Annotated in this window: 13 protein-coding genes and 4 tRNA genes; 14 read left to right on the top strand and 3 right to left on the bottom strand. The window is 56.0% G+C overall.

Annotated elements, in window-relative coordinates; translation table 11 throughout:
- The first annotated feature begins 172 nt into the window (after positions 1-172).
- From lon to L1065_RS02750, 9 genes are all read left to right on the top strand, one after another.
- Positions 173-2,581 (top strand): endopeptidase La, encoded by a 2,409-nt coding sequence (lon, locus tag L1065_RS02790; RefSeq protein WP_237093919.1) that lies wholly within the window; start codon positions 173-175, stop codon positions 2,579-2,581.
- A 202-nt stretch (positions 2,582-2,783) separates the two neighbouring features.
- Positions 2,784-3,158, top strand: coding sequence for an HU family DNA-binding protein (locus L1065_RS02785; protein ID WP_237093918.1), 375 nt, complete (start codon positions 2,784-2,786; stop codon positions 3,156-3,158).
- A 19-nt stretch (positions 3,159-3,177) separates the two neighbouring features.
- Positions 3,178-3,252: transfer RNA gene (locus tag L1065_RS02780), tRNA-Val, on the top strand.
- Between the two features lie 55 nt (positions 3,253-3,307).
- A complete protein-coding gene (locus L1065_RS02775; protein ID WP_237093917.1) occupies positions 3,308-3,955 on the top strand; it encodes a hypothetical protein in 648 nt (215 codons plus the stop codon).
- Positions 3,956-3,967: 12 nt separating this feature from the next.
- Positions 3,968-4,561 carry a histidine phosphatase family protein gene (locus L1065_RS02770; RefSeq protein ID WP_237093916.1) on the top strand — a complete coding sequence of 198 codons (594 nt, stop codon included), beginning with the start codon at positions 3,968-3,970 and terminating at the stop codon, positions 4,559-4,561.
- Positions 4,562-4,604: 43 nt separating this feature from the next.
- Positions 4,605-4,680: transfer RNA gene (locus L1065_RS02765), tRNA-Val, on the top strand.
- Between the two features lie 115 nt (positions 4,681-4,795).
- Positions 4,796-5,734: a pirin family protein gene (locus L1065_RS02760; protein WP_237093915.1), complete on the top strand. Its 939-nt coding sequence runs from the start codon at positions 4,796-4,798 to the stop codon at positions 5,732-5,734.
- Between the two features lie 101 nt (positions 5,735-5,835).
- Positions 5,836-5,912, top strand: a tRNA-Asp gene (locus L1065_RS02755).
- 30 nt (positions 5,913-5,942) lie between these two features.
- Positions 5,943-6,019 (top strand) — tRNA-Asp (locus L1065_RS02750).
- Between the two features lie 104 nt (positions 6,020-6,123).
- On the opposite strand, the gene L1065_RS02745 is transcribed toward L1065_RS02750, so the two are convergent.
- Positions 6,124-7,500, bottom strand: a complete 1,377-nt coding sequence (locus L1065_RS02745) for a M20/M25/M40 family metallo-hydrolase (protein WP_237093914.1) — start codon at positions 7,498-7,500, stop codon at positions 6,124-6,126.
- A gap of 106 nt (positions 7,501-7,606) precedes the next feature.
- Between L1065_RS02745 and L1065_RS02740 the strand changes: the two genes are divergently transcribed.
- The 4 genes from L1065_RS02740 to ispG all read left to right on the top strand — a co-directional run bounded on the left by L1065_RS02740 (position 7,607) and on the right by ispG (position 12,419).
- Entirely contained in the window at positions 7,607-8,182 is a 576-nt protein-coding gene (locus tag L1065_RS02740) for a 5-aminolevulic acid synthase (protein ID WP_237093913.1), read from the top strand.
- Between the two features lie 81 nt (positions 8,183-8,263).
- Positions 8,264-9,487, top strand: coding sequence for a 5-aminolevulinate synthase (hemA, locus tag L1065_RS02735; protein WP_237093912.1), 1,224 nt, complete (start codon positions 8,264-8,266; stop codon positions 9,485-9,487).
- A gap of 131 nt (positions 9,488-9,618) precedes the next feature.
- Complete coding sequence (locus tag L1065_RS02730; protein WP_237093911.1) at positions 9,619-11,166, top strand: helix-turn-helix domain-containing protein; 1,548 nt, start codon at positions 9,619-9,621, stop codon at positions 11,164-11,166.
- Between the two features lie 119 nt (positions 11,167-11,285).
- The gene (ispG, locus tag L1065_RS02725) at positions 11,286-12,419 is read left to right on the top strand and encodes a flavodoxin-dependent (E)-4-hydroxy-3-methylbut-2-enyl-diphosphate synthase (protein ID WP_237093910.1); all 1,134 of its coding nucleotides are present in this window, start codon (positions 11,286-11,288) and stop codon (positions 12,417-12,419) included.
- On the opposite strand, the gene L1065_RS02720 is transcribed toward ispG, so the two are convergent.
- Both L1065_RS02720 and L1065_RS02715 read right to left on the bottom strand, forming a co-directional pair.
- Complete coding sequence (locus L1065_RS02720; RefSeq protein WP_237093909.1) at positions 12,420-13,217, bottom strand: DsbA family protein; 798 nt, start codon at positions 13,215-13,217, stop codon at positions 12,420-12,422.
- Positions 13,217-14,551, bottom strand: a complete 1,335-nt coding sequence (locus tag L1065_RS02715; protein ID WP_237093908.1) for a M48 family metalloprotease — start codon at positions 14,549-14,551, stop codon at positions 13,217-13,219. Before L1065_RS02715 ends, L1065_RS02720 begins: the two co-directional genes overlap by 1 nt.
- 56 nt (positions 14,552-14,607) lie before the next feature.
- On the opposite strand from L1065_RS02715, the gene L1065_RS02710 reads away from it, so the two are divergent.
- Entirely contained in the window at positions 14,608-15,783 is a 1,176-nt protein-coding gene (locus L1065_RS02710; RefSeq protein ID WP_237093907.1) for a pyridoxal phosphate-dependent aminotransferase, read from the top strand.
- Positions 15,784-15,929 lie beyond the last annotated feature (146 nt).

The following is a 15,929-nucleotide window of genomic DNA, read 5'->3' as shown; positions in this document are numbered from 1 at the left end:
GTGTCAGCGCCAAGCGGCGCAAACTGGTGTCCGACCGCGAAAAGAGTTTGGCTTGAAATCTGCTGGGCACTGCCCCACCTATCAAGCCTATGACCGGAGACGGCCGCTGCACTGTTGCAAAGGATTGCTGCCAAGCGGGATCCCTGCCGTCTGCCAAACGAGAGGAAGAGCTATGCAAGACCCCCTTAACGCCTCGTACCCCGTATTGCCCCTGCGCGATATTGTGGTGTTCCCCCATATGATCGTTCCGCTGTTTGTGGGCCGTGATAAATCTGTGCGCGCCCTCGAAGAGGTGATGGCAGATGACAAACAGATTTTGCTGTCCAGTCAGGTTGATCCCTCCGTCGATGATCCGACGTCTGACGGGATTTACAAAGCTGGCGTGCTGGCCAATGTGCTGCAACTGCTCAAACTGCCCGACGGCACCGTCAAGGTGCTGGTCGAAGGTATCGCGCGGGTGCGGATCACGGAATACCTTGAAAACGACCGCTTCTTTGAAGCGCGTGCCGACTATTTGACCGAAATGCCCGGTGATGCCGACACGATCGAGGCATTGACCCGATCGGTTGCGGAAGAATTCTCCCGCTACGCAAAGGTCAAGAAAAACGTCCCCGAAGAGGCGCTTTCGGCCGTCGAAGACACGGATGAGCCTGCCAAACTGGCCGATCTTGTGTCAGGTCATCTTGGGCTTGAAGTTGATCAAAAGCAGGACCTTCTGGAAACGCTCACCGTGTCAGAACGCCTTGAAAAGGTGTATGGCCTGATGCAGGGCGAGATGAGTGTTTTGCAGGTTGAAAAGAAGATCAAAACCCGCGTCAAAAGCCAGATGGAGCGCACACAGCGCGAGTACTATTTGAATGAGCAGATGAAGGCCATTCAGAAGGAACTGGGCGATGGCGAAGACGGTGCTGGCGAAGTGGCCGAACTTGAAAGCAAGGTGGCTGAAACCAAGCTGAGCCAAGAAGCCCGTGAAAAGGCCGACGCCGAGATCAAAAAGCTTAAGAACATGTCGCCCATGTCGGCCGAGGCGACGGTTGTGCGCAACTATCTCGATTGGATGCTGTCGATCCCGTGGGGTAAAAAATCCCGCGTTAAGAAAGACTTGGGCAATGCCCAGAAGATCCTCGACCGTGATCACTACGGGCTTGAGAAGGTCAAGGAACGCATCGTTGAATATCTTGCGGTGCAGCAACGCTCGGCCAAGCTGAAAGGCCCGATCCTGTGTCTGGTCGGACCACCCGGCGTGGGGAAAACCTCGCTCGGCAAATCTGTGGCGAAGGCAACGGGGCGCGAATTTATTCGTATCTCGCTTGGCGGTGTGCGCGACGAAAGCGAAATCCGTGGTCACCGACGCACCTATATCGGGTCGATGCCAGGCAAGATCATTCAGGCGCTGAAAAAGGCGAAAACCACCAATCCGCTTATCCTGCTTGATGAGATCGACAAGATGGGTCAGGATTTCCGTGGCGACCCCGCCTCGGCGATGCTTGAGGTTCTGGACCCAGAACAAAACGGCACATTCGTCGACCACTACCTTGAGGTGGAATACGACCTGTCGAATGTCATGTTCCTGACCACTGCGAACTCCTACAACATGCCGGGCCCTCTTTTGGACCGCATGGAGATCATTTCGCTGGCGGGCTACACCGAGGACGAAAAGGCCGAGATCGCCAAACAGCACCTTATCGACAAGCAAAAGAAGAACCACGGCCTGCGCAAAGGCGAGTTCGAGTTGAGCGATGATGCGCTCAAAGAGGTTATTCGCACCTATACCCGCGAAGCAGGTGTGCGAAACCTGGAACGCGAGATTGCAAAAGTTGCACGCAAGGCTGTGACCAAGATCGTCAAGAAAGAAGAGGAGGCGATCACCGTCACCCCTGACAACCTTGATGATTATCTTGGTGTGCCCAAATACCGCTACGGTCTTGCCGAAAAGGAAGATCAAATCGGTGTGGTCACGGGGCTTGCCTATACCTCGGTGGGGGGCGAGTTGCTTCAGATCGAAGCGCTGCGTTTGCCGGGCAAGGGCCGGATGAAGACAACGGGTAAATTGGGCGATGTGATGAAGGAATCCATCGACGCGGCCTCAAGCTATGTGCGGTCGATCAGTCCGCAGATCGGTGTGAAGCCGCCAAAATTTGACGCGCTGGACATCCACGTCCACGTGCCAGATGGCGCGACGCCCAAAGATGGTCCAAGCGCTGGTTTGGCGATGGTGACATCCATTGTCTCTGTCCTGACGCAAATCCCCGTGCGCAAGGATATTGCCATGACGGGCGAAGTCAGCTTGCGCGGAAATGCCATGCCCATTGGCGGGTTGAAGGAAAAACTTCTCGCGGCTTTGCGCGGTGGCATCAAAACGGTGCTGATCCCTGCAGACAACGAAAAGGATTTGCCTGAAATCCCCGATAACGTGAAAGAAGGGCTGGAAATCATCGCAGTGACCCATGTGAGTGAGGTGCTTGAACACGCGCTGATCCGCCAACCCGAAGCCATCGAATGGGACGAGGCGGCAGAAGAAGCGGCCGCGGCGGCAGCCTTGGCTGAACGCAGCGGTGGCACCAGCGCCACGGCCCATTAAGCAATCGGTCATCAGACCAAAGAAAGTGCCCCTGTTGATCAGGGGCATTTTTCGTTTGGGGGCCAGCGGCGTTGTTGACGCATGGGTAAGGAGAGTGTTGTCCTTTTGACTCAATTCTAAAGGAGTTTCCCCTTCGCCGTCTGGTAAGTTTTATGCGACACTGTTACCAATTACGAAACAATCCACAAAGGGCAGTGAAACAATGGCAAGATCGACCACACGTAAAACCACCACGAAAAAGACACCCGTGAAAACAGCCGCGCCAACTGCGCAGGTTGTATCGGCCGCAAAACCAGTTGTTGCGGGTCCGATGCTCAAGAAAAAAGAGCTGATTGAACGCGTTGTCGAAAAGAGTGGCATCAAAAAGAAAGACGCCAAACCAGTGATCGAAGCGATGCTGGATGTTTTGGGAACGGCCATCGCCTCGGGCGAAGAGCTGAACCTGCAACCTTTCGGTAAGGTCAAAGTGAACCGCGAAAAAGAGATGTCGGGCGCCAAGATTTTTGTGTGTAAAATCCGCCAGACCAAACAGACGCCATCGGATGGTCCAAGCGATCTTGCGAAGGCCGCAGAGTAATACTATCTCCTGAACTGACGGGTGATTAGCTCAGTGGTAGAGCGCTTCGTTCACATCGAAGATGTCAGGAGTTCAAATCTCTTATCACCCACCATTTTTCTCCGCGGTGTGATGTGCTGCGGGGCAGTTTCAAGTTGAGAGGGTTATAGATGACAATTCAAAAGACACTTGTGATCGGTGCGATGATCGTACCGCTGGCTGCATGTGGCGGCGGAAGCGCTGGCTCGGGCGATGCGCGCGTCGATGCTCTCGCTCAAGGGATTGTCGAAACGGGCTGGAATGGCTCGGTGAACGATGTTGCAAACCTTGTGGATGTCGATCCCGCAACCTTGCCGACGACCGCGGATCTGACTGGTCAGGTGGGTGTGGCTGTTTTTAACACAGAGACGACTGTTGTTGGAGATGTCAACGCAACCGCTGATTTTGACAATGGGGCTTTGACAGGCTCCGTTTCGAACCTCGCCGAATTTGACGATACAAACGAGTGCGATGTGATCCAAACCTGCACAGTCGGTCTGCTACAGGAACTCACAGGGACGCTTGATCTGGATGCGACTATTTCAGGCACCGCCTTTGATGGCGACATCTCTGGGACTTTGGGTGGCTCGGACGCCGATGGTGGCCCTGCAAGTATCCAAGTAGACGCTGTCATCGCAAACGGAAATGGCGTGTTCGGTACGGTTGACGGTGATCTGACGGGCATTGCAAACGTGGGTGGTTCCGTAACAATCACATCTGGATTTGGGACCGAGACGAGCGCAATTGGCGGTGTCCTTATTATTGAAGAAACCCAGTGAGGTGACGACATAGTGGGGGGCCTTAACCTGCCACCGTTGATGGTTTTGCGGCATGGCCAAACCGAATGGAACCGTGAAGGGCGCATGCAAGGCGCGCTCGACAGCCCTCTGACAGCTTTGGGCCAGTCGCAGGCTCTGGCGCAGAACCGTATTTTGAAAAATGTCGATGTGGGCCATTGGGACTGGGTCAGCAGCCCCCAAGGTCGTGCGCGGGCGACCGCGGCGATCGCAGCGGCGGGGATCACTGATGACGTGCGCACCGATCCTGCCCTGGTCGAGATTGGCGTGGGGGCGTGGTCGGGCCAGCTGCGGGCCGAGTGTCTGGCATCGCTGCCGCCTGATGTGACCGTGCAGGATGGGCCTGATGGGGCGTTGGAGCTATATGAATACGCGCCCAACGGGGAAGGGTTTGAGGCGTTGCGCGCGCGGTGCGAGGCCTTTGTGTCCGCATTGGACAGGCCAAGCGTGCTGATAACTCACGGGATAACCAGCCGTATGATACGTGCAGTCATCCTTGGATTGCGCAATGATCAGTTGGCTGAATTGCCCGGCGGTCAGGGCGTTGTTTATTCTTTGATAAAAGGGGTGCAAAAACGTCTCGAATAGGTCTTGCACACCAGATCGGTTTGAGGCTAAACCCTGCGCCAACGGGTCGTTAGCTCAGTTGGTAGAGCGCTTCGTTTACACCGAAGATGTCGGGAGTTCGAGCCTCTCACGACCCACCATTCCCCTCGCTAATACAGACATTCGTTAATCCACGCACATAAGCTGTGTGGATTGGGCGGTTTTGTGCATTTCCGTTTGGCGCTACCTGTATGCAAACGAAACGGAGTTAGTCACATGAGCTGGAACCCTGCACTCGACCCGCATTGCCCAACGGGGGATGACGTGGATGCCATTGAAACGGTCATCGTGCCGCGCGCCCGTGATTTGGGCGGGTTTGAAGTGCGCCGTGCCTTGCCTGCACCGAAACGCCAGATGGTTGGGCCTTTCATCTTTTTTGATCAGATGGGACCGGCCGAGTTTATCACCGGGCAGGGGATTGATGTGCGGCCGCATCCCCATATCGGTTTGGCCACTGTGACATACCTTTACCAAGGAAAAATTCATCACCGCGATAGCCTTGGCACGGATCAATGGATTGAGCCGGGGGCGGTCAATTGGATGGTGGCTGGCAACGGAATCACCCATTCTGAACGCACCGATGGTGAGGTGCGCCACAATCCCCATTCGCTTTTTGGCTTTCAGACATGGGTGGCAAGCCCGAAAGAGTTTGAGGACGCGCCCGCTGATTTTATCCATGCCCCAAAAGACAGCCTGCCGCTGTTGCAGGCCGAAGGCAAAGAGGTGCGGTTGATCCTTGGTGATGCCTACGGCGAGACCGCGCCTGTCGAAACGCAATCGGAGATGTTTTACGCCGATGCCGTGCTAGAGGCGGGGGCGGCCATCCCCATGCCTGACAATCATGAAGATCGCGGCGTTTACGTGGTTCAGGGCAGTATTGATGTTGCCGGGCAGAGGTTTGAGGCGGGCCAGATGATGGTGTTTCGCCCTGGCGATCAGATTAGTCTGAAGGCCGGCGAGCAGGGCGCACGCCTGATGCTTTTGGGGGGCGCGACCCTGGACGGGCCGCGATATATTTGGTGGAACTTTGTGGCATCGTCGAAAGACCGAATTGATGCGGCGAAAGAGGCTTGGCGCGCCGAAGATTGGGCGCATGGGCGCTTTCAATTGCCGCCCAATGACAATGCAGAGCATATTCCGCTGCCTGATCGCTAAATTATTTGTCATTGTGCCGCGAAAATGCCGTTCAAGCGGCTTGACGGGGTCACATGGCGTGGGTATCTGCTCAGGACGCTTTGGTTCAAAGTGTGCAGCGGGCGGTTGTAGCTCAGTTGGTTAGAGTACCGGCCTGTCACGCCGGGGGTCGCGGGTTCGAGCCCCGTCAACCGCGCCACTGCTGCAGATGGAACCAAACGTAAGATGCGCGGTTGTAGCTCAGCTGGTTAGAGTACCGGCCTGTCACGCCGGGGGTCGCGGGTTCGAGCCCCGTCAACCGCGCCACTTATTTCAGGACATCGTAAAAAATGAGCGGCTTGCGCCGCCCATCCTGTTTTTATGGGGGCGCTGCCCCCAACCCCCCGAGGTATTTGGGCAACAATGAAGGGTTAGTCGGCCAAAGCTGCCAGCACGCGGGCCCATGACCGGATGCCTTTGTGAAAGCTTTCGAGGTCGTATTTTTCATTTGGGGAATGGATCGCGTCATCGTCGCGGCCAAATCCGATCAGCATGGCATCTGTGTCCAATTCGGTTTTGAAATGTCCTGCGATGGGGATGGATCCCCCGCAGCCCACAAATGCCGCGGGGTTCGGCCATTCGTCGGACAGGGCCAGGCGCGCTTTTTCGAAAGCGGGGTCTGCCGTTGACATTTGCACCGCTTGGCTGGCGCCGTGATCGGCAAATTCGACTGTGCAATCATCTGGCAAGGCATCCTGAACCATTTGGCGGAAGGCCTTTCTGATTGCATGCGGGTCTTGCGTGCCGACAAGGCGGAAGCTGATTTTGGCACTGGCTTTTGCTGGCAGCACTGTTTTGAAGCCATCCCCTGTGTAGCCGCCAGTGATGCCGTTGACTTCGCAGGTGGGGCGCGCCCAAAGCATCTCGAGCGCGGTTTTGCCGTTTTCGCCTGCCAATTCGGATAGGCCGACCGCGTTCAAGAACGCATCGTGGTCAAAATTGAGGTCGTTCCATTGCTGTTTCAGATCGGCAGGCATTTGCGGCACGCCTTCATAGAAGCCGGGGATTGTGACCTTGCCTTTGCCGTCATGCAGCGAGGCGATGATCTTTGCCAAAACGCGAATGGGGTTGATGGCCGCGCCGCCATACATGCCTGAATGCAGATCAATGCGGGGTCCAGTGATCGTAATTTCTTCGCCCAGAAGCCCACGCAATTGCGTGGCGATAGCAGGTGTTTTGGGGTCGAACATGCCTGTGTCGCAGATCAGCGCAAGATCAGAGCGCAGTTCTTTGGCGTTGTCGCGCATGAAGGGCACAAGCGAGGGCGATCCGCTTTCTTCTTCGCCTTCAAAAAAGAAACTGACGTTCACAGGAAGGGTGCCATGCACGGCGTGCCATGCGCGGCAGGCTTCGACGAAGGTCATCAGCTGGCCTTTGTCGTCAGCGGCTCCGCGGCCCCGGATCACCTTGCCTGATTTGGTTGTCTCGATTTTGGGGTCAAACGGATCATTGTCCCAAAGATCAAGGGGATCAACGGGTTGGACATCGTAATGTCCATAAAACATTACGTGCTTGCCTGCGCCGTTTGTATGGGCCACGACCATCGGATGCCCCGGCGTTTCGCGTTTGCTGGCATTTGCACCAAAAGAGGCCAGATCGGCAACCAGCCAGTCGGCGGCTTGGTCACAGGCCTGTTTATACGCCGGATCGGTAGAGATGGACGGGATGCGCATCAATTGAAACAGCCTGTCCGTGGCCGCTTCGAGATTGGCGTCGATATGGGCGAGGACGGGATCGATCTGTGACATTGCCGGACCTTTGTGATGAGACATTTTCGCGAGCCTATCAGCTTCGGTTGAGGTGTCCAGTCAGCCGCGATACTGTGGCGGCACGGCATACCAAAGGGGCGGAATCATGCGTATTGTTAGCGGTTTATTGGCGGGTGTTTTAGCTGTTTCGCAGGCTTATGCGGATGCGCCGTTTGGCAATGAGGATGCAAAAGATGCTTTGTTTGCGCTTAAAGGGCGCAGCGTGGAAATTTTTAAGCAGGATTTTTTGACGCAGCGGGATGTTGCGCTTTTGGAGCAGGTGGCCGAGAGCCAGCTTTACTATGCTGCAATCGCGGCCTCGCCTGAGGACGGTATTTTGAACAAGGCGACCATTGCGGCAGCCAATCACCATTCGATCGAAGTTGCAGAGCAAGAGGCGCTGTCAGCTTGCAATGAGGCTCGGGACGGCACGCAGGAGTGTGTGGTGGTCGCCCATATCAAGCCACGCGGTTGGGTGCCGCGGGATCTGCAGTTATCGCATGATGCAACGGCGGCGTGGCGCAGCCAGTATCGCCGCGTGCGAGGCGAAAAGGCATTTGCGGTGTCGCCTTCTACGGGGCGGTTTTCTGCGGCGAAAGGGGACGGTGCGGCAGCGCTTGCGGTGAGCAGTTGTGAGGCGCTGGCAGAGGCGCAGGATTGCACGGTTTTGTTGCAGGATTGACCTATATCAAAGCGACATTTTGTAACCTTTGCATATTTCACAACTAGCCTATTTACGAAGGTAGCTGTTTGGGAGACTGCCGTGACCTACAACGATCAACTCGATGCCGCTTTGCAACGCCTTCACGATGAGGGGCGTTATCGCACGTTTATTGATATCGAGCGCACACGCGGCCAGTTTCCACATGCTGAGTGGACGACAGAAGACGGGACCCGCAAACCTGTGACGGTTTGGTGTGGCAACGACTACCTTGGTATGGGGCAGAATGAAGAAGTTTTGGATGCCATGCATGAGGCGCTGGAGGCAACGGGCGCAGGATCGGGCGGAACGCGCAACATCAGTGGCACCACAGTGTATCACAAACGTCTTGAAGCGGAATTGGCAGACCTTCACCAAAAAGAAGCGGCTTTGCTGTTCACCAGCGCATATATCGCCAATGACGCGACGCTGAGCACCTTGCCCAAACTTTTCCCCGGTTTGATCATCCTGTCAGACGCGTTGAACCACGCCAGCATGATTGAAGGCATCCGCCGCAACGGTGGTCAGAAACGCGTATTCAAGCACAATGATCTGGATGATTTGCGCCATCTGCTGCAGCAGCTGCCAGCCAATGCGCCCAAGTTGATTGCGTTTGAATCAATCTATTCGATGGATGGTGATTTTGGCCCGATTGAGGCGATCTGCGATCTGGCAGATGAGTTTGGCGCGCTGACCTATATTGACGAGGTTCACGCGGTGGGCATGTACGGGCCGCGCGGTGCGGGTGTGGCGGAACGTGATAATCTGATGCACCGCATTGATATCATTAACGGAACCTTGGCCAAAGCATATGGTGTGATGGGGGGCTACATCGCCGCCAGCGCCAAGATGTGTGATGCCATCCGCTCTTATGCGCCGGGCTTTATCTTTACCACTTCATTGCCGCCAGCTGTTGCTGCGGGTGCTGCAAAGTCGGTAGAGGTGCTCAAGCGCCGTCAGGATTTGCGTGACGCACACCAGACCCAGGCAAGCGTTTTAAAAACGCGGTTTCGCGCGCTTGGACTGCCCGTTGTCGATCATGGAAGCCACATTGTGCCCGTGATTGTGGGTGATCCAGTTCACACCAAGAAGCTGTCGGATCATCTATTGGCCGATCACGGCATTTACGTTCAACCCATCAACTTCCCCACAGTGCCGCGCGGCACAGAACGGTTGCGGTTTACGCCATCACCTGTTCATGGACCCCACGAGATTGACGCGCTTGTGTCGGCGCTTGATGGCTTGTGGTCTCATTGTGCGCTGAATCGTGCTGACTTGACGGGTTAGCATCCTCGGCGGTGTAATTCCCCCTGTTTTATGGTATGAAAACTTGCAAAAGACGTGGGGACGTCTCGAATCGCTGTGAAAAAGCGAGAGATTTGGGACAAGGCAAGTAAGGGTAAGACATGATCGGGCGCATGTTCTCTCAGAATAACGAGACAAACGAGGGCGAAACACCTCGTGGATTTGACGCTTTTGATATGCGCCTTGGCGACGTCATGCGCGGCGAACGTGCAACGCTTGGAAAATCCTTGCTGGATGTTCAACGCGAATTGAAAATCAAAGCATCCTATATCTCAGCTATCGAAAATGCCGATCCTTCGGCTTTTGACAGCCCCGGTTTTATTGCAGGGTATGTGCGGTCTTATGCACGGTATTTGCATCTGGATCCTGAATGGGCGTTTCAGGCGTTTTGTCAGGAAAGCGGCTTTGCGACGGCGCATGGAATGTCGGTTGATGCCTCCAGCCCGCGCCCGTCTCGGCCCGTTGTGGCCACAGGATTGGCGACCCGCAATGTATTCGAAGAGCCATCGACCCCTTTTGTCCCCAAACCCGACAGCGTGTTTTCACAGATCGAAGCAGGTGCCATCGGCTCGATTGCGGTGATGATCGCCTTGGTAGCGGGTCTTGGGTATGGTGCGTATTCCATCGTACAGGAAGTCCAGCAGGTTGAATTTACTCCCGTCGACCAGACACCTGTTGTTGCAGCAAGCGTTGACCCGCTGGCAACATCGCCTGTCGCGCCATCCCTGAACGGACCCGAAATGGCAAGCGTGGCCCCAGTTGCACCGAACACCGAAGCGTTGGACCGCCTTTATCGTCCGGCCGCTTTGGATGTTCCTGTTCTAACACCCCGTGATGAGCCGATCGCGGCGATTGATCCACGGTCCGTTGGGGCGTTTGTCGAAACACCAACAGAAGAAAGCAGCCTTCTGGCCGCAGCAAGCACACCGCAGGTTGTAGATGGACCCACGCCAGACGTTGTTCTGTTTGCCGTCAGTCCCACTTGGGTGCGCGTGCGGGGCGCTGATGGCAGTATCTTGTTTGAAAAGGTTTTGGACAAAGGCGAAGAATACGCATTGCCTGTCACGGAAGAAACACCCGTGCTGCGGGCAGGAAATTCCGGATCACTCTACTTTAAGGTAAACGGCACGATTGTAGGGCCCGCGGGTCAAGGCACAAGCACCGTTAAAGACGTGCAACTGGCCTCGAACGATCTGAGTGCGTCTTACAAGCAGGTGGATCCTATTGAGGACAAGGCCCTGTTTGCACTTCTCAAGGAATTGAATGCACCTGATGTTTTGCCTGCAAGCGCGAATGCAGCAGAGGCTTTAGCCGAACCTGAAACGCCCGAGCAGATTACGCTTGGTGCGGGTGAAGTCGCGCTATTCGCGGTGCGTCCTGCTTGGGTGCGTGTGCGCGACGGCGACGGCAAAGTGATCTTTGAGAAAATCCTTGAAAAGGGCGAAGAATACCGCGTTCCAGCAGAGATTGCTGGTACCAACCTGCGGGCTGGTAATTCTGGTTCGCTGTATTTCCGCGTAGGGGATCAGGTGATCGGCCCTGTTGGTCCAGGCACGTCGACGGCACGGAATGTATCGCTTGCGGTTGAGGATCTGTCTGCGAAATACCAACCTGCCGACACCGCCGCAGACCCCGCGCTGCGCGACGTTTTGCAACAATAATCTACCTTTCAAAACCTTGTCGTGCGCATCGCGGCGCAATACCTGTGGCCTAGCTATGGCGCGAGGCATTCGCCTTGTGTAAGGTAAAGTTGACACTGCTTACAAAGGTCTTCTGACATATGTCCATCAATCATGTTCGCCCTTGGAAAAACATCTACCGTCGTGAAAGCCGCCAGATCATGGTGGGCAATGTGCCAGTAGGGGGCGATGCACCAATTGCGGTGCAGACGATGACCAACACGTTGACGACCGACGTGAAAGGCACGCTGGCGCAGGTGATTGCGGCAGCAGAGGCTGGCGCAGATATTGTGCGCGTGTCGGTGCCCGACGAAGCCTCCAGCGCGGCGCTGAAGGAAATTACCCGTGAAAGCCCTGTGCCAATCGTGGCAGACATCCATTTCCACTATAAACGCGGGATTGAGGCGGCAGAAAATGGTGCGGCCTGTTTGCGGATCAACCCGGGCAACATCGGCGATGAAAAGCGTGTAAAAGAAGTGATCAAAGCCGCGCGCGATCATAACTGCTCGATCCGCATTGGGGTGAATGCGGGGTCATTGGAAAAACATTTGCTGGATAAATACGGCGAGCCTTGCCCCGATGCGATGGTCGAAAGCGGGCTGGATCATATCAAGATATTGCAGGATAACGATTTTCACGAGTTCAAAATCAGTTGCAAAGCCAGTGACGTATTTATGTCAGCGGCGGCCTATCAAAAGTTGGCCGATGCAACCGATGCGCCGATCCACCTTGGTATCACTGAAGCGGGCGGCCTGGTCAGTGGCACCATCAAATCTGCGATTGGTCTGGGCAATCTTCTGTGGATGGGGATTGGCGATACAATCCGTGTCAGCCTGTCCGCCGATCCCGTGGAAGAAATCAAAGTCGGGTTTGAAATCCTCAAATCCCTTGGTCTGCGCCACCGCGGTGTAAACATCATCTCCTGCCCAAGCTGCGCGCGTCAGGGGTTTGATGTGATCAAGACGGTCGAAACGCTTGAAAAGCGGTTGGAACACATCAAAACGCCGATGTCCCTTTCGATCATCGGCTGTGTTGTGAATGGCCCGGGTGAGGCGCTTATGACAGACGTGGGTTTTACAGGCGGCGGGGCAGGCAGCGGGATGGTCTATCTTGCAGGCAAGCAAAGCCACAAAATGTCCAACGATCAAATGGTCGAACATATCGTGGAAGAAGTTGAGAAAAAGGCGGCTCAGCTTGATGCCGAAGCCGCTAAGGCAGAACAAGCTGCTGAGTAATCAGCCGCGCTCTTCTGCGACCACTTGTTGCATGCCTTCCAGCGGCAAGTAGCCGCGCACCATCTGATCGCCCATCACAAACGTCGGCGTGCCGTTGATGCTCAGGCGTTGGCCAAGTGCCAGATTTTCTGCGATCACCTTTTGGACGGCATCGCCTGTCATGTCTGCGATGATCGCCTCTCCATCAAGGCCAAGTGTTGCCGCAAGCTGCGCCAGAACGGCATCTGATGGGTCCGGGCGCAGATCAATCAGGGCATCATGTGCAGCCTTATATGCTTCGTCACCTGCGGCCAGCTTTACGGCCACGGCGAATTGGGAACTGCGCAATGAGGCTTCGCCCAAGATCGGGAATTCTTTGACAATCAGGCGGATGTTGCCATCGCTTGTCAGAAGTTCGTTCACCTCTCCATGGGCGCGGCGGCAATACCCGCACCGGTAGTCCAGAAATTCCACAATGGTTATATCACCATCGGGGTTCCCGCCGATCCATGAGTTCGGATCGTTATAAAGGTCATCGGCATTGACGCGCAGCATTTCAACATCGCCCGCGGCCTGTTGTTCGGCTTGGCGGGCCTCTAACACGCCGATGGCTTCCATCAGCACCTCCGGGTTATCCATCAAATAGGCGCGCACCTCGCTGCGGAACGCATCCTGTTCGGCACCTGACAGCGCCGTCGAAGCCGCGATCTGTGCAGGGGCTTCTTTCGGCGCGCCGCCAACAGCGGACAGCCCGATCAGGCCCAATGCGCCCAATCCCACGACACCTGCGCCCATTGCCAAAAATGCCGAATTGCTCATTACCGTTTCCTTTTTGCGTTTTGAGAAGCAGACAACACATCTTGTGCCCTTTGCCAAGGGGCAGAGCCCCGCGACAACAGCCCTGCGGCGCGTTTTGCATGCACCTCGGCGTCCTTGAGCCGACCTGCTAATGCATAGCGTTCCGCTGTCAGCAAAGATGCCATGCCGCGATTGCCTGCTTTGGCATAGGCCCCTGCCAGATCACGCATATTGCGGCTGTCCAACGCATCGCGTGCCACCGCTTTGCGCAGCACCTCAAGGGCCTTTTTGTTGCTGGCAGGGGTGTTCTGGGCCAAAAGCGCCCGACCGTACCCCCCCAAAATCAGCGGTTGGTTTGGGGCGAGGTTCACCGCACGCGCATAGGCACGAACCGCCCGATCAAAGTCGCGATTGTCGAGGAAAATGTCAGCCTGCAACTCATGGGCATAGGGGTTGTTGGGCGCGATCTTCAAAAGGTCGGCCGCTGCAGCATAGGCCCGCTTGCGATCAGGTTTGCGCTGATAGGCCACCGCGCGACGCATGGTCGAGACATAGTCGTTTTTGCCGCGTGTCTTGCGCAGGGTCCAACTGGCTGCACGTTCATACGCGGTCACTTTGCCCTGAACGATGCGAAACCAGTAGTCAGCGGTCTTGTCGGTCGGGAAGTCACCAGAATTCGCGGCTGCCAAACCGTCAAGGGCGCGAACACGATCACGGCTGAGCGGATGGGTGCGCACATAGGGGTCTTGCCGCCCGACATTGAGCGCCTCTTGGCCACGAAACAGCTCCATCAATTCGCTGGCGGCTGCGGGATCGACGCCTGCACGCACCATGTAACGCACGCCTGATTGATCGGCGCTGGCTTCTTCGGCGCGTGTGTGGCCAAAAAAGCGGCGTTGCGACGACCGAATTGCGCCCGCGGCGGCGGCGGCGCCTGCGCCTGCGTTATCTGTTGCGGCCCCTGCCAAAAGCGAAAGTGCGGTGCCAATGCCCGCTGCGGTTTGCGCGTTTTTGAAGTTTGCCGCACGCCGTGCCATATGGCCATTTGCAATATGGGCGGCTTCATGGGCAATCACCGCTTGCAGCTGTTCGACCCGTTCCACCCGCATCACCAACCCTGAATGAATAAAGATTGCCGATCCGTTGATGACAAAAGCATTCAGCGACGGATCATCCACCAGCAGGATTTTGGTGCGCGACGCACTCAGCCCCGCGGCTTGCAAAATGGGTTGCGCCATTTTGGCCAGCCCGTGTTCGACTTCTGCGTCGCGCAAAAGGGTCACAGCTTGCGCTGGTAGGGCGGCAATGAAAGCACAGCAGACAATCACAGCATGCAAGACAGAACGATAGATCATTGACGGGCGTCCTTTGCTCGGGTTCAAAACCAATCAGCAGAGTATCGGGGGCGCAGATGACAAATTCAATACACAAGCCAGTGGGGTCAGCGATCCACGGCTCAAAACGGGGTGATGTCGATCCGTTCATTGTGATGGATGTGATGGCTGCGGCCGCGAAAGCCGAAAGCGAAGGGCGTCATATTATTCATATGGAGGTCGGCCAACCAAGCACGCCTGCACCCAAAGGGGCGCGGCTTGCGGTGGCAAACGCAATGGGTGGTGACCCGATGGGATATACGGTCGCGCTTGGTCTGCCAGCTTTGCGGGCGCGGATCGCGCAATTATATCTGGATTGGTACGGTGTGACGGTGGATCCTGCGCGCATTGTGATTACGCCCGGTTCCAGTGGTGCCTTTATTCTGGCCTTCACCGCGCTCTTTGATGCAGGCGACAAGGTGGCGATTGGAGCGCCCGGCTATCCAAGTTACCGGCAGATTTTGAAGTCATTGGACATTGAGCCCGTCGACATCCCCACAACGGCGGAAAACCGCCTGCAACCTGTCGCGGCAGAGCTTGATGATGTGCAAGGACTGCTTGTTGCATCGCCTGCGAACCCAAGTGGCACGATGCTGGACCATCGCGCGATGCGCGCGTTAATTGAAAGCTGCGCCGAAAAGGGCGCGGCGTTTATCAGTGACGAGATTTACCACGGGATCGAATATGAGGCCAAAGCTGTCACCGCGTTGGAGATCAGTGACGACGCTTGGGTGATCAACTCGTTTTCCAAATATTTCAGCATGACCGGCTGGCGTGTTGGTTGGATGGTCGTGCCGCAAACGCATGTGCGTCGGGTGGAACGTTTGGCGCAAAATATGTTTATCTGTGCCCCGCATATATCGCAGATCGCCGCGCTGGCCGCCATGGACTGCGACGCGGAGTTGCAAGAAAATATGGACGTTTACCGCCGCAACCGTGCGCTGATGCTCGACGGTCTGCCCAAAGCAGGGTTTGACAAGATCGCCCCGCCTGATGGCGCGTTTTACATCTATGCAGATGTGTCAGAGCATACGGACGACAGTTTGGCCTTTGCAGCAGAGATACTGGACAAGGCAGATGTGGCCGTAACGCCCGGGTTAGACTTTGATCCTGAGCGCGGTGCCACGACCATTCGTTTTTCCTATGCACGTCACACCGATGACATCCAAGAAGGGCTGCGCCGCCTTTCGAAATTTATGGCAGAGCGCAGGTAATCATCTTCTTTCTGTTTAGGGCCATTTGGGCTATACTGGCCGAATAATAAAAACGGGGCACAAACGCTTTGATCGCCCGAGCAGTGATATGTTGGCTTTTACTATGCTTGGCCTTGCCCGCTTTGGGGCAGGACCTGTCAGCTCGT

It is taken from the genome of Nereida sp. MMG025 (assembly GCF_021654165.1).
Classification (GTDB): domain Bacteria; phylum Pseudomonadota; class Alphaproteobacteria; order Rhodobacterales; family Rhodobacteraceae; genus Nereida.
Note: the sequence above shows the minus strand (reverse complement) of the source record. Positions and strands in the feature narration are given on the sequence as shown.